Raw genomic sequence first — 13226 nt, 5'->3', positions numbered from 1 at the left:
GGCCTCGAAACTGTTCTGCGCTCTCGGCTGGCCTATGACGGCACGATCACGGCGGTGACGCCCGCGCCCTTTGCCAAGCTGAATGCATATGGCAACTGGGATGCTGGTGAGCGCAACAAGGTGATGTCGGGCCTCAAGGCGCAGCGCGATGCCTGGACAAATACCACGCCAGCATCGCGCAAGCGCAAGCGGCGCAAGGTGGGCTTTTTCGTGCCGCGCTCAGATAGCCGATTGCCCGCTGGGGTGTGGATGCGTGAGAGCGATGGCACAATCTATCAGATCCTGCGTTTCACGCGCGCCGTTCCGCAATATCAGCCGCGGCTTGGTTTTTACGATGGGGCCGAAGATGCCTTCGCACTTCGTTTGCCCAACCATCTTCGGCGCGAGATCGAGGTGCGGGCCGCAAAGCTGAGCGGATATCGCTAAGCGCGCCCAGCAGCGGGCAGGCCGGCCGCGATCAGTCTGCGGCCTGCGGTTCGCGGGTCCTTCCCGGCCAAGGGCCGCACGGGGGTAATTCGCACCCCGTTAAATTCGTCTCAGTAATTTCAACGGCTTATTGCTGTTGCGGTTGCTGTTGTTCTTCATGAGGTTGTTATGTCGGAAGTCATCACGCTGTCTGACGGGAGCATGCTCGATGTCGCGCGCTATCCGCTGCCGGACGGGGTGGAGGATGACGGCACGCCCTTGAACCGGGCGCAGCTGGCCGCCGCATTCAGCGTTTCGGTCAATGCGGTCACGGATTGGGTCAATAAGGGCATGCCTGTCATGTCCACAGGCCAGAACGGTGTGGCTTATGAGTTCCGCCTCTCCCATTGCTGGGCTTGGCGGCAGGATCGTGATGATCGCGCACGCGCCGCCAAGCTGCGTGGTGACCAGCTGGCTTCGCAAGCAGCGCTGGCGTTTCGAAACCTCGATGACGATCAGGCAGAGGTCGAGGCCGAGCTGACCGCAGATGATCTGCGCAAATGGTCAGAGGCGGAATATCACCGCAACCGAGTTGCGGAGCAGCGTGGGGATCTGGTTCGCTCTGATCGCATGCGGGCGCTGATCGAGGACATCTTTGTCACCTTCGGGGCTGAGATGGACACGCTGCCGGACTTTGCCGAGATGCAGTTCGGCCTTTCCGCCCTCCAGGTCGCGCAGCTGCAGGAGCGCTGCGATCAGATGCGCCAAGAGGTGCGGCGCCTGATCGAAGATCGCCTTGGCCGCGGCGGAGCAGTGATTGCTCTGTCCGGTCGGCAGGCGGAAATGGAAATCTGATGGTGGAAATGATTGATCGCGGGATTGGCCAGCTTAGCCGGATCCCGCCTTTGCCCCCGTTCACCACGCCTGAGGAGCTGGTGGCAGACGCACTGCCCCTGCTCGATGCACCGAGCCGGATCACCGTCACGGATGCTGCTGAGCGGGCATTGCGCGTCCCGATTGCTGGCAAGTGGAGCGCTTACGATCGCAATGTCGCGCCCTATACGATCGAGCCGCAGGACGTATCACAGTCGCGCCGCTTTAAAGGTGTGATTTTTGTCGGCCCCTCGCAGAGCGGCAAAAGCCAGATGCTGCTGTCAGTTTCAGCCCATGCCATCACTTGCGCACCGGGGCCGGTCCAGCTGATTCACATGACCAAAACCGATGCGGATGCTTGGGTCGAGGAAAAGCTTGATCCCGCTATCATGAACAGCCCTCTTCTGATCGAACGGCTGGGAAAGGCACGCGAGGACAGCACGTTCAGCCGTAAGCGCTTCAAAGGGATGCGGCTTGGCATTGGGTATCCCGTGGCCAACCAATTGTCGTCGCGGTCGCAGCGCATGGTTCTGTTGACCGATTATGATCACATGCCGCAGCGCTTGGGGCCGAAGGATGCACCCGAGGCCTCGCCTTGGGGGATGGCCTTGCAGCGGATCCGCACGTTTCTAAGCCGGGGATGCGTCTTTGCCGAAAGCACGCCGGCATTCCCGGTCGATGAGGACAAGGCACGAGCGGCCAACCCGCTTGAGCCGCACCTGATGCCCGCCACCACCGGCGGGATTGTTAACCTCTATAATGAGGGCACGCGCGGGCGCTGGTTCTGGGAATGCCTCGATTGCATGGAGTATTTTGAGCCGACCTATGAGCGGCTTGACTATAATCGCGATCTCGACCCCGGCGAGGCGGGTGATCAGGCGCATATGGTCTGCCCACATTGCGGCAGCGTCATCCATCACCGTCAAAAGCCGGAGATGAACCGGCGCGCGGCGCAAGGCCACGGTGGCTGGCTCCATGAAAGCCGAGAGATCGATGAGGCAACTGGCCATCGCAAGCTTGTTCGGATCGATGATTCTGCCATTCGCAATACGCCATTTGCGAGCTACGCGCTCAATGGTGCGGCAGCGGCTTTCGCATCATGGTCCGGGCTGGTCGAGCGCTATGAGACGGCCAGACGCCGCGCGGAAACTGATGGCGATGATCTCGATTTTGCTGGGGTCCACTATACCGAAATTGGCGTACCTTACCGCCGCGCCAAGGAAGATGATCAAGAAGCCCTTACGCTCGAGGATCTGCGGCGTCATCCGGTGCAGATTGCCAGGGGAATCGCGCCGGAATGGACCCGCTTTGTCACGGTCATGGTCGATGTGCAGGGCAACCGCTTTGAGGTCATGGCCATGGCTTGGGGTGCAGAGGGGCAGCGGGTGGCAATCGATCGTTTCGCCATCCACCAGCCGCCGGATGATGCTCCGCGGGCCAAAGGCGATGACGGCAAATATCGCGCCGTCGATCCCGGCCGCTATGCCGAGGATGCAGGCGTGATCGCCGAGTTGGCGGATCGCGTTTTCCCGGTTCATGACCAAAACTGGGGGCTTCGGCCTGTTGCTGTGGTGATCGACTTCAACGGCCCTGCGGGCTGGTCGGACAATGCCGAGAAGTTCTGGCGCAAGCAGGCCCGCGAGGGCAGAGGCGGGCGCTTTTACCTCTCGATCGGTCGCGGCGGCTTCAACCAGCGCGATCGCGTCTGGCATGAAGCCCCCGAGCGGGCTTCGGGTGGCGGCAAGGGCCGGGGAATCAAGCTGCTGAATATGGCAGTCGATCGCTTGAAGGATTCGGTGGTGGCCGCGCTTGGCCGCTCCGATACCCCGATCAATGCCCAGCAGGTCCCGGCTTGGATGGAGAGCGAGCATCTTGCCGAGCACCTCGCAGAAAAGCGCGGTGAAAAGGGCTGGGAGCTCAAGAAGGGGCTGCTGCGCAACGAAAGCCTTGACCATTCGGTGCAGGGGCTCGCGCTTTCCGAGCATCTCGGCCTCAATCGCGTGAACTGGGAAGCGCCGCCCGAGTGGTGTGTGGCGGGGCTTCTCAATTCCAATGCGGTTCAGCTTGCTCTGCCCAATCAGGCAGAGGGGGCGAGCGAGCCGCTTGAACCGGCGCGTCCGCGCCAGATCAACTTCCTCAGGAGGCGATAAGCCCATGCCCTATACACAGGCTGACGCCGACCGGCTGCGGGCGGCGATCGCGAAAGGTGCGTCGAAAATCGAGCTGAACGGCGAAAAGGTCGAGTTCCGCTCGCTCGCAGACATGCGCGAGACGTTGAACATGATCGAAAGCGAACTGGCCGGCGGTCAAAGGTCAGCCTTCCGCATCAGCTATCCCCGTGCAAGTCGGGGGCTCTGATGAATGTGATCGATCGCGTCGTCGGTTTCTTTAACCCGGAAGCCGGATTGCGCCGCAGCCTGGCGCGCGTCCAAACGCATGAGGTGATGAACTATGATGCGGCCACGCGGGGGCGACGGGCCTATGGCTGGAAGGCCCCGGCCAGCGCGGCTGATGCCTCTGCCTATGGCTCGCGCGCCCGGCTGCGCCAGCTCAGCCGCGACATGATCCGCAACCGCGCTTATGCAGCGCGGGCCAAAGATGTGGTCGTGGCCAACGTGGTGGGCGAGGGGGTCGCGCCTTCGGTGCGCAGCGATGATGCCGATACGAAGGGCAAGGTGGAGGATCTGATCCGGCGCCATCTGCTGAGCAATGATCTGGATACGCTCGGGGAATATGATCTCTTCGAAATGCAGCAGATCTGCATGACCTCGGTCTTTTCTGATGGCGAGGTCTTGCTGCGTCGGCGCTTGCGCAACACGCAATATGACCGACATTTGGCTTTGCCGTTCCAGATCGAGCTGGTGGAGGTCGATTGTCTCGACACCACGATCCAGTCCTGGGGCGACAATCTTGTGGTCGAAGGCATCGAATACGGGCCGACCGGCGCGATCGAGGCTTATCATCTTTACAATGAGCATCCGGGGGCGGTGCGTCACCGCAAGGCGCTTCAATCCACGCGGGTGCATTGGTCGGATATCATCCATATCCGTCGCTTCGACCGACCAGGGCAGTTGCGGGGGGTGCCCTGGCTTGCGCCGGTGATGATGACCTTGGGCGAGATCTCGGATTATCAGGAATCCCAGATCCTCAAGCAACGCATGTCCTCGCTGATGGCGATCGTGCTCAAATATACCACCGGGGCAACCCGCCCGACCAAAGCCGGTGCAGGGCTCGAAGAGTTGGCACCTGGCGCCGTCGTCGAACTGCCCGAAGGCGCGGAGCCGGTGGTGGTGCAGCCTCCCACGGTGGAGGGCTATGACGAGTTCATGACCGTCGCGTTGCGCACAATCGCAGTCGGGGTCGGCATCACCCATGAGGCACTGACCGGCAACTTGCGGCAGGTCAACTTCTCCTCGGCGCGGATGGGTCGCAGCGAGATGGATCGGCTTGTCCGAATGTGGCAGCGCGGACTGATCATCGCCCAGATGGGCGTTGGGATCGAGCGCTGGCTGCGCGACGGCATCCGCATGTTGCGCCTGAACCGTGATTTGGATTTCCGGCTCGACTGGACCCCGCCGCGCCGGATCATGGTCGATCCGACGCGGGAAATCCCCTCGATGATCGAAGAGGTGGAGGCGGGTTTGAACAGTCGTCAGGGCGTTCAGCGAGAGCTGGGCCGCGACCCTGAGAGGATCCGCGAGGAGCGCAAGCAGGACATGGTGGCCGATCAGGCTGCTGGCCTGCCGCCTCTCGACCAAAGCTCTGCCATCACAACCGCGCCCCGGCCACCAGTTACCGGCCCGCATGTAGATGAAAAGGAAGAGACAGATGAAAACGGGACGTGATCTGATCGCCAATGGCGAACTGATCCTGAGCGGCGATGTCATCGATGACAGCTGGCTCGGCTGGATGTGGGAAGAGGATATCGTCTTTAGCCCGACGATGGTGCGCAGCGCCCTGGTCGAACTGGGCGAGGGCCGTGTGACTGTCCGCCTCAATTCGAATGGGGGACACGTGAACGCGGGCGAGCAGATCCGGGCCATGTTGGCGAGTCATCCGGGAGGCTGTCGGATCATCGTCGAGGGTATCGCCGCATCGGCTGCCTCGCTGATCTTTATGGCGGGAGATGAGCGGCTTATGTCGGCTGGCTCGCATCTGATGATCCATGACCCCTCGGGGGCGATCTGGGGGAATGAGGATGATGCGCGCCGCCAAGCCGATCAGCTCGCTCTGATCGCCGATACCTATGCGGCGGTCTATGCGGCAGCCTCGGGCAAGAGCGCCGCAGAGTGCCGCGCCATCATGAAGGCCAATGGAGGCCAGGGCAGCTGGTTTGGCCCGGAGGCAGCGATTGTCGAAGGGTTTGCCGATGCCGTGGTCTCTGAGGGGCAGGCGGTTGCTGCCCCGTCTGAGCTTGCCGCCGTGCAGGCCAATTACATGAGTGCCCGTGATCAGCTGCGGATGCGGTTGGCCGGGCCCAAGAATTCGGACCGGGCAGCAGTTCCGGGCCGCGAACCTGCCGCTTACCGCGGTGTCACCCGAAAGGAGGCCGGAATGGCCAATCAGAATACGAATACCGCTCCGAGCCCGGATCCTGCGGTCACTCCGGCCCCGGTCGCGGCGCCTGATCTGGCCGTCATGCAAGGGCAACAGGTCGCCGCAGCTGTCGAGGCTGATCGCGCTCGCGCCCGCGATATCCGCGCCATGGCGGGACCGTTTGTTGCATCGGGCCGCTTGATGCAGGCCGATGTCGATGCCCTGATCGACGCCGGCACTTCGGCCAGCGATGCCAGCCAGCGCCTCATGACGATGATGGCTGCGGCGGAACCTGCGGGCCGCAGCGCGTCACCGCGCAGCACGATGATCCGCGATGAGGGGGAGACCCGCAGCGAGGGCATGATCGGGGCGATGATGGGCCAGACCGAAGGGCCTGCGCAGCAGTTTCGCGGCATGCGTTTGCGCCATCTCGCCATGGAGCTCTCGGGCCGGTCGCGCGGTTACGACGACACGGATGCGATCCGTCGCGGCATGCGTGCCACCACGATGATGGGCGGTGCCTACGGTGTCAGCGATTTTGCCCATATCACCACCGAGGTGATGAACCGCAGCCTGCAGGCGGCCTATGCCCGCCGCGCGGCGACCTGGCAGCTGGTGACCGGCACGGCCCTGACCGCGACTGATTTCCGGGAGCTGCACTCGGTTCGTTTCGGCGGTGACTTTGCCCTGAAGAAGGTGAAGGAAAACGGCGAATATGAATCGGCCACTCTGGCTGATGAGGCTGAAGGCCTGAAGGTCGAGCGTCGTGGTCGCACGATCAAGCTGACCTTTGAGGCCGTGGTCAATGATGACATGGGAGCTTTCCAGCGCATTCCGACCGAATTCGCGATGGCTGCTCGGACTATGGAAAACTCGATGGTCTGGGATCTGATCCGCAAGAATGCACGGCTCAAATCCGATGGCAAAGCTTTGTTCCACGCCGATCATGGCAACCTCGGGACAGCGGGCGCGATTTCGGCGCAAACCGTTGCTGCTGCGCGCAAGGCGATGTGGGAACAACGTGCCTTTGGGTCGAAGGACAGCGACGACTTCCTGCAGATCGAGCCGGACCGCCTGATTGTCCCGCCCGCTCTGGAACTGGTGGCCCTGCAGTTCGCTCAGTCCACGACCCCGGCGGAGGATGGCAAGGTCAACCCGTTCAAATCGAGCCTGCAGCCGAGCGTTGTGCCCAACCTCGGCGCGGCCGCCGGCGGCTCGGATACGGCATGGTATCTGGTCTCGAGCGATCTGCCTCCGATCGCGCATGCCTATCTCGAGGGATATAACGCTCCCACCGTCCAGACGATCGAGGGCATGAACCCCGATGCGGTGGTCATGAACGCCCGCCACATCTTCGGGGCGGCGGCGGTCGAGCACAAAGGGATTTATCGCACGCCGGGGGCGTGAGCAAAACGCACAGGACCTGACGAAAGGGCGGCATCGGGCCGCCCTTCGTCGTTTTGAACCCTCTCTCGAAAGGATGCGAGATGAAGAATTACATTCAAGCCGGTGACAATCTCACTGTGACCGTTGCGACGGCTGTGACCGGCGGTGCCGGTGTGCTGGTCGGCGCCATCTTTGGCGTGGCCCAGGGCGATGCGGCGGCCGGCGAAGATGTCGTGCTGGTGCGGCGCGGTGTTTTCGAGCTGGACAAGGCGGTGGCCGAAGTCTGGACCGCTGGGGAAAAAGTCTATTGGGATGCTGACACCAATGCGCTGACCACCACCGCTGTCGACAATCTTTTGGTGGGCGCAACAGTTCTTCCTGCTGCCAACCCTTCAGGCACCGGGGTTGTATTGCTGGATGGCGTCATTCGCTGATGACCAGCATCTTTGACGGGGTGGCGGGCATTCTTGCGGATGTGGTCGGAGACCTCGTTGCTTATCAGCCCCAGTCCGGTGTCTCGCGCGATATCCAGTCGATCTTTCGCGAGGCTCCGATCGAGGTCGAGGGGGCGGATGGGCATGAGGTGCTGATCACAGCCCCGAGCTGGCGCGTGTCGCGTGATCTGGCACCTGAAGTCCGGCGCGGTGACCGCATCAGCGTTCCCGGCGGGCGCGCTTTCAAAATCATGAACGTTCATCCGACCGGATCGCCCGCCCGCGATGCTTTCGTTGTCTGCGAACTCCAGCTGGTCGAGGGATGATCTGATGGCGCATTACCGTTCCGATTATCGGGCACAGGCCATGGCAGCCCTGACTGGGAATGCCCGGTTTTCCGCTTTTACCGCCCCCAAGGTGTGGTCGGGCTCGGTCGATGTGGACAGCCTGCCGGTGCTCGGGGTGTTGACCCCGCAAGAAGGGTTTCGAATGGAAAGCTTCACCACCTCCGAGCGCAAGACCTTGATGCAGATCGCGATCCGTCGCGCTGGCGGTGATGATGTCGAGGATATCCTTGATGAGGATAGTGCCTTTGTTGAGGCGCTGGTGACCGGTGCTTTGCGCCAAACCAACCAGTTTTGCTTTCTGCGCGAGACCTCGATCGTCAGCAATGCGGATGGTGCCAAAAACATCGGCACCTTGGTCATGGGCTTCGAGATCACCAGCCTGCGCCCGCCGGCCGCGCTGCCCGAGACCCCCTGATAATTTGCCGCGCGGATCTCGCGCGGTTCCTATTTTTTTAGATTGGAGGGCAGAATATGCCGGAGACCAAGGCACAGATCGGGCTTGGCGCCAAATTTGGCATCGGGACTGTTGCGGGTGGCCCCTATGCTGGAGCGGCAGAAGTCACGCGCGTCACCCCGGCGGGCTGGACCCGCAATACCGTCGATGCAACGCATCTCGAAAGCCCGGATGCTTATGCGGAATTCATCGCCGGCCTTAAAACGGGCTCGGATTGCACCTTTGATGTGAACTGGGTGCCGGATGCCGCAGATCCGCTCTTGGCGGCCTTTGAGGCGGGTTCGGGCTATTTCCAGCTGACGTTTCCAAGTGGCACGGTCGCCCTTCAGTTCAAGGGTATTGTCACCGCATTCGCTCCTGGTGAGATCTCGCCCGAGGGCAAGCTCAGCGCCTCGGTGACGATCAAGCCCTCAGGCAAGCCGGTCATCGTCGCCGTCCCGTAAGCATAAGGAACTGCCATGAATATTCGCGGGAATATGAACCTGCAGCACGCGGGCAAGGAATATGCCCTGGCCATCGACATGTCAGCGCTGTGCACCTTTGAGGAAGTGACCGGCAAGAATGGCTTCGCCATGCTGACCTTGCTGCAGAACGGGGGCATCCAGAAGGGCTTGGTCGGCGCACGCGATATGCGCGCGCTGATCTATGGTGGGCTGAAGGGGCATAACCCCGAGGTCACGCTGGAATTGGCCGGCCAGATCCTTGACAGCAATGCATCGGCTCTGGTCGGAGCGGTTCAGGCGGCGGTACCGCAAGATGGTGATCTGCCCACCTCGGAGGCGAAACCGGGAAACCGGCGGCGCCCGCGCAAACGGCGGGCGAAATAGAGCTCTCTTCGCTCTTCCGAGAGCATGTTGCTGCGGGCTTCGCTCCGGATGCGTTCTGGTCGCTGACCCCGCGCCTTTTTGCGCTTCAGATGCAGGCGGTCCGGGATCGCCTGCGCCTCGATGTTGCAATGCGCAACCGCAGCGCCTGGACAACGGCGGCGCTGACCGGCGCGGCCTTCGTCGGCAAGCTGCGCAAATATGATGAGTATTTTGGCGCAAACAGGACCGTGGGGCAGGGTGGCGAGGCTCAGACTGCCGCCCAGCAGGAAACGGCTCTGCGCCTCTTGGCGCAGGCTTGGGGCGCAAAAGAGAATGGATCCTAAATGGCGAGCAATGTTGGCGAGCTAAAGGCGCGCCTCAGCCTTGATGCATCGGGCTTTTCGACCGGTGTAGGTAAGGCCAAGGCTGATGTGGCTGGCCTGAAAAAAACAGCTGATGATGCTGCTCGCGGTATGCGATCAGCAGCAGGTGCCAATGCCAACCTTGTGTCGCAGTTCAATGACATCGGGGTGATGCTGGCGGCTGGACAGAATCCGTTGCAGCTGGCTTTGCAGCAGGGCACTCAGATCAGCCAGGTACTTACGCAAATGGGCGGTGGGGTCGGCGCGCTGCGGGCATTGGGCGGGGCCTTTGTCGGCATGCTCAATCCGATCTCGCTGGCAACCATTGGCGTGATCGGCTTTGGCGCGGCGGCTGTCCAATGGCTCATGCCGGCCAAGGATGAGGCAAAAAAAACCGAGGACGCCTTTAAAACGCTTAAAGAAAGTATGTCCGGCTATAATGACGCTTTCGGCGTGTCACTGCTTTACACGGGCCAAGCTGAAAAGCTTTATGGCGAAGAGGCGCAGCGGGGGGCTGCGATTGCCCGCAAGATCATGGTGATGGAGGCGCAGCGCACGCGCACCACCGTCGCGGGTATCATTGGCAAGGCCTATAGCGATTTCGGCTTTGACGCTTATGGCGAGCGCGGGATCGATGGCGCGGGGCGGATCGAAAGCGCCAACCTTGCCCGGGCAGCCGGGAAGCTCGGTTTCAAATCAGACAGCTGGGGTGAATCGCTTTGGGGCTTTGGTAGACTTGATCGTGAAAAGCTGGCGATTGCCGAGAGGTTCGGCAACACCATGCGCGACATCTATGCCTATCTTGGGAAGCCTGTGCCGGAAGGTGGCCTCGACGCTTATCTGATTGGGTTGCGCGAAAAGCTTGAGGCGTTTGACACCCAATTGAAAGCCGCTCGGGAAGCAGGGGCCGATAGCGCGACATTGGCGACTATCGATGAGCAGATGATCCCTCTGCAGCGCGCTCTTCTGGAGGGCGAAAAACAGCGTGCCGATATCCGGGCAGCTGACGCGGCCAAGGCCGAAGAGATGCTGGCAACCTATGCGCATGAGGCCGAGATCAAGGCGCTGACGCTTGAATACGGCAAGGAATCGCGGGAGGTCACCGAATATCAGGCGCAGGCCGAACGCGAAAAGCAGTATCTGCTGATCGATTCGATGAACATCACCGATGAGATGAAGCAAAAGCTGTGGGATGCGGCAGACGCTTCTTTTGATGCGACCATGCAGACTTGGGATTGGCAGGCCGCTATGGCAGCGGTCAATGCTGAGCTGGCCGGGGCGGCATCGCTCATCTCGTCAATCGGTGGTGGCATGGTTCAGCGCGCCGGATTCAGTGCTGCAAATGCGGTTCTGGATGCCGGGGGTACAGCAATCTCAGCTGAAAAAGCGCGCCGCCGCGCCGAAGAGCGTCAGGGCTTTATCAACCAAGCCAACACGGCTGATGGCTATATGTCCTCTGCTATGATCGATGCCCAGTTGTCTGAAATGGAAAGACAGTGGGCTGCTCAGGATGCGTATGAGGCGCGTCTGGATGCCGTCCGAAAAGGCGAACGAGCTGCCTCTAAAAAGGCGGGAGGTTCCGGAAGGAAAGGCGGCAAGGCGAGAGGCGGACGCGGGCGGGCATCGCCCGGAGAAAAGTGGGGCGATGATGTTGAAAAATACCAACGCGAAACAGACGCCTTTCTCGCCCAGGCTGACGCCCTCGCCAAAGTCACCGCCGCCGGCGGCGATTGGGAACGGGCGCTGGCCAAGGTCGAGGAAGAGCAAGGCCTCCTCAATGCCGCGCAAAAGGCGGGAATTGAAATCACGCCCGAAGTTAAGGCCAGGATCTCCGAGCTGGCCCAAGCGCATGTCGATGCCGAGGAAAAGCTGGAGAACCTGCGCACCGCGACCGAAAGAGGTGAAGATGCGTTCAAGGATCTCTTTGGCAGCATTCTCGAAGGGGCTGACAGCGCGAAAGAAGCTATCGCGAACCTGATCGCTGAGATTGCCAAGGTGCAGTTTACCAAAGCGGCCATGGGCCTGCTTGGACAAACCTCATGGGGATCAGGTCTGATGCAGAGTGTCGGCAGTCTGCTTTCTTTCGACGGAGGCGGCCATACCGGCCCCGGCGCGCGCTCCGGCGGTCTCGATGGCAAGGGTGGCTTCTTGGGGATCTTGCACCCAGATGAGACGGTCTATGATCACACTAAAGGTCAGACGGCGGGCGGCGGTGGTGGCGGCACCATGATCGTCCGGGCGTCCCATGATCCCGGCATCATTCTTGAGGTGATCGATAGCCGGATTGGGGCAGCCGCACCCAGCATCCAGCGCGGCGCCGTCCAGCAGACCATGCAGGCAAACCGCAAGTCAAAATCCATGTTCAGGTAGGGCCATGCCGATCAATGTCTTTCCATGGCCCCCAGTTGGGGTGGTCGCGGCTGAATGGACCGAGGATGCGCCGGTTGCGCGCATCCGCTCGATGCTGACCGGGCGCGAGCAGATCCAAGGGTCGCAGCGCAAGCGCCGTATCGCCTCGCTGCAAGTGTCCGCTTTGGCCAATGGTCGCATGGGTGCGGGCTATTGCGAGATGCTCAAGCAACTGCTGGACGGCGGCATTCACGCCGTCCGGCTCAAATCGTCGCCGATCAACTGGCACCTTGACGAGATCCAGCGGCAGGGGGCGGGGCTGAATTCCCATCCTCTCCTGTGGCGAACGGGAAGCAACCCACTGGCGTGGCAGGCAGGCAGTGGGCCAAACCCGCTGTCGTGGTTTACCGGCACCATTGCGATCGCGGGTGCTGTCACCGCAACCGGCCTTGCCTGGTTCATGCCTGTGACCGGCCTGCCACCGAATACACTGGTCGCACGGCCTGGCGATCACGTGCGGATCTATCACATTGCCGATGCGGCGGTTTCCGAGGTTGTCCGCGTGCTGCGGCCCGCCACCACCAACGCGGCAGGGGTGGTGACACTCAAGATTGACCGCCAGCCCGCCATTTCTGGCGGCCGCGTAAACATGGCCGGGCAGGATGAGGCAGTTTTCCGGGTCGACGGCGCTCTGCCGCGTTCAATCCAGACGGTCGGCGCCGATTGGACCTATCAGTGGAATTTCCGCGAGGTTTTTGCCGATGAGGTCGGCGGATTTACAGAAAGGGCCGGAATATGGACCTGATCCGCAACACACCTGCCCCATTGATTGCGGCCCTGTCGGGGCCGTTTTTTTATCCCGTCGTCTTGGTCGATCTCGATTGGCCCGGCGCCCGTCTGCGGGCGCATAGCAATCAGGGGAATATCCTTTGGAACGGGGAGACGTTCATTGGCGTCGGCAAGTTCGGCGCGATCGATATGCCCGAAGAGGCCGCGTCTGGTATCCCTGAGGAATTCACCATGACCTTGGCGGTCGATATCCCCGAGCTGGCCGCCTATGCCGATACTCCAATCCGGGGCCGGGTCGGGTCGGTGTATCTCGGCGCCACAGCCTCGCGCGGCGGATCTGATCTGATCGGGGCCGTCGATATCATCAGCGGCACCTGCGACGGTATGGCGTTGCGGACAGAGGTGGTCGATGAGAACGGCCAAACCGTCATCGTCTACGCTCTGACGGTGCGGTTCTCGACCGGGCCCTCTTATCGGTCCATGTC

General features: G+C 61.7%; 14 protein-coding genes and 1 pseudogene. All 15 read left to right on the top strand.

Going from position 1 to position 13226, the window contains the following annotated elements; genetic code table 11:
• Positions 1 to 426: pseudogene (locus RTS12_RS15785) on the top strand (hypothetical protein); the annotation flags it as partial.
• Positions 427 to 594: 168 nt separating this feature from the next.
• A complete protein-coding gene (locus tag RTS12_RS15780; protein WP_312530222.1) occupies positions 595 to 1260 on the top strand; it encodes a terminase small subunit in 666 nt (221 codons plus the stop codon).
• Complete coding sequence (locus RTS12_RS15775) at positions 1260 to 3428, top strand: terminase gpA endonuclease subunit (RefSeq protein ID WP_312530221.1); 2169 nt, start codon at positions 1260 to 1262, stop codon at positions 3426 to 3428. Before RTS12_RS15780 ends, RTS12_RS15775 begins: the two co-directional genes overlap by 1 nt.
• A gap of 4 nt (positions 3429 to 3432) precedes the next feature.
• A complete protein-coding gene (locus RTS12_RS15770; RefSeq protein ID WP_312530220.1) occupies positions 3433 to 3636 on the top strand; it encodes a phage head-tail joining protein in 204 nt (67 codons plus the stop codon).
• Entirely contained in the window at positions 3636 to 5123 is a 1488-nt protein-coding gene (locus RTS12_RS15765; RefSeq protein WP_312530219.1) for a phage portal protein, read from the top strand. Before RTS12_RS15770 ends, RTS12_RS15765 begins: the two co-directional genes overlap by 1 nt.
• Entirely contained in the window at positions 5107 to 7221 is a 2115-nt protein-coding gene (locus tag RTS12_RS15760) for a head maturation protease, ClpP-related (protein ID WP_312530218.1), read from the top strand. Before RTS12_RS15765 ends, RTS12_RS15760 begins: the two co-directional genes overlap by 17 nt.
• Before the next feature lie 80 nt (positions 7222 to 7301).
• Positions 7302 to 7634 (top strand): DUF2190 family protein, encoded by a 333-nt coding sequence (locus RTS12_RS15755; RefSeq protein WP_312530216.1) that lies wholly within the window; start codon positions 7302 to 7304, stop codon positions 7632 to 7634.
• Entirely contained in the window at positions 7634 to 7960 is a 327-nt protein-coding gene (locus tag RTS12_RS15750; protein WP_312530215.1) for a hypothetical protein, read from the top strand. The genes RTS12_RS15755 and RTS12_RS15750 overlap by 1 nt, the downstream gene beginning before the upstream one ends.
• A 4-nt stretch (positions 7961 to 7964) precedes the next feature.
• The gene (locus tag RTS12_RS15745) at positions 7965 to 8396 is read left to right on the top strand and encodes a hypothetical protein (RefSeq protein ID WP_312530214.1); all 432 of its coding nucleotides are present in this window, start codon (positions 7965 to 7967) and stop codon (positions 8394 to 8396) included.
• A gap of 56 nt (positions 8397 to 8452) precedes the next feature.
• Positions 8453 to 8878, top strand: a complete 426-nt coding sequence (locus RTS12_RS15740; RefSeq protein WP_312530212.1) for a phage tail tube protein — start codon at positions 8453 to 8455, stop codon at positions 8876 to 8878.
• A gap of 15 nt (positions 8879 to 8893) precedes the next feature.
• Positions 8894 to 9262, top strand: coding sequence for a hypothetical protein (locus RTS12_RS15735; protein WP_312530211.1), 369 nt, complete (start codon positions 8894 to 8896; stop codon positions 9260 to 9262).
• Positions 9263 to 9351: 89 nt separating this feature from the next.
• Positions 9352 to 9585 carry a hypothetical protein gene (locus RTS12_RS15730; RefSeq protein WP_312530209.1) on the top strand — a complete coding sequence of 78 codons (234 nt, stop codon included), beginning with the start codon at positions 9352 to 9354 and terminating at the stop codon, positions 9583 to 9585.
• Entirely contained in the window at positions 9586 to 11973 is a 2388-nt protein-coding gene (locus tag RTS12_RS15725) for a phage tail length tape measure family protein (RefSeq protein ID WP_312530207.1), read from the top strand. It begins immediately after the preceding gene.
• A gap of 4 nt (positions 11974 to 11977) precedes the next feature.
• Positions 11978 to 12757: a hypothetical protein gene (locus tag RTS12_RS15720; RefSeq protein ID WP_312530205.1), complete on the top strand. Its 780-nt coding sequence runs from the start codon at positions 11978 to 11980 to the stop codon at positions 12755 to 12757.
• Positions 12748 to 13226 (top strand): hypothetical protein (locus RTS12_RS15715; protein ID WP_312530203.1); only part of this gene is annotated, 479 nt, incomplete at its 3' end. The genes RTS12_RS15720 and RTS12_RS15715, both read left to right, overlap by 10 nt.

The organism is Paracoccus sp. (in: a-proteobacteria), assembly GCF_032007265.1.
Lineage (GTDB): Bacteria > Pseudomonadota > Alphaproteobacteria > Rhodobacterales > Rhodobacteraceae > Paracoccus.
Note: the sequence above shows the minus strand (reverse complement) of the source record. Positions and strands in the feature narration are given on the sequence as shown.

Excerpts from the sequence above, each read along its gene's own strand:
- RTS12_RS15725 (WP_312530207.1), top strand. The coding sequence starts at position 9,586 with ATGGCGAGCAATGTTGGCGAGCTAAAGGCGCGCCTCAGCCTTGATGCA.
- RTS12_RS15760 (WP_312530218.1), top strand. The coding sequence starts at position 5,107 with ATGAAAACGGGACGTGATCTGATCGCCAATGGCGAACTGATCCTGAGC.
- RTS12_RS15735 (WP_312530211.1), top strand. The coding sequence starts at position 8,894 with ATGAATATTCGCGGGAATATGAACCTGCAGCACGCGGGCAAGGAATAT.
- RTS12_RS15765 (WP_312530219.1), top strand. The coding sequence starts at position 3,636 with ATGAATGTGATCGATCGCGTCGTCGGTTTCTTTAACCCGGAAGCCGGA.
- RTS12_RS15720 (WP_312530205.1), top strand. The coding sequence starts at position 11,978 with ATGCCGATCAATGTCTTTCCATGGCCCCCAGTTGGGGTGGTCGCGGCT.
- RTS12_RS15775 (WP_312530221.1), top strand. The coding sequence starts at position 1,260 with ATGGTGGAAATGATTGATCGCGGGATTGGCCAGCTTAGCCGGATCCCG.
- RTS12_RS15740 (WP_312530212.1), top strand. The coding sequence starts at position 8,453 with ATGCCGGAGACCAAGGCACAGATCGGGCTTGGCGCCAAATTTGGCATC.
- RTS12_RS15730 (WP_312530209.1), top strand. The coding sequence starts at position 9,352 with ATGCAGGCGGTCCGGGATCGCCTGCGCCTCGATGTTGCAATGCGCAAC.
- RTS12_RS15755 (WP_312530216.1), top strand. The coding sequence starts at position 7,302 with ATGAAGAATTACATTCAAGCCGGTGACAATCTCACTGTGACCGTTGCG.
- RTS12_RS15770 (WP_312530220.1), top strand. The coding sequence starts at position 3,433 with ATGCCCTATACACAGGCTGACGCCGACCGGCTGCGGGCGGCGATCGCG.
- RTS12_RS15750 (WP_312530215.1), top strand. The coding sequence starts at position 7,634 with ATGACCAGCATCTTTGACGGGGTGGCGGGCATTCTTGCGGATGTGGTC.
- RTS12_RS15780 (WP_312530222.1), top strand. The coding sequence starts at position 595 with ATGTCGGAAGTCATCACGCTGTCTGACGGGAGCATGCTCGATGTCGCG.
- RTS12_RS15745 (WP_312530214.1), top strand. The coding sequence starts at position 7,965 with ATGGCGCATTACCGTTCCGATTATCGGGCACAGGCCATGGCAGCCCTG.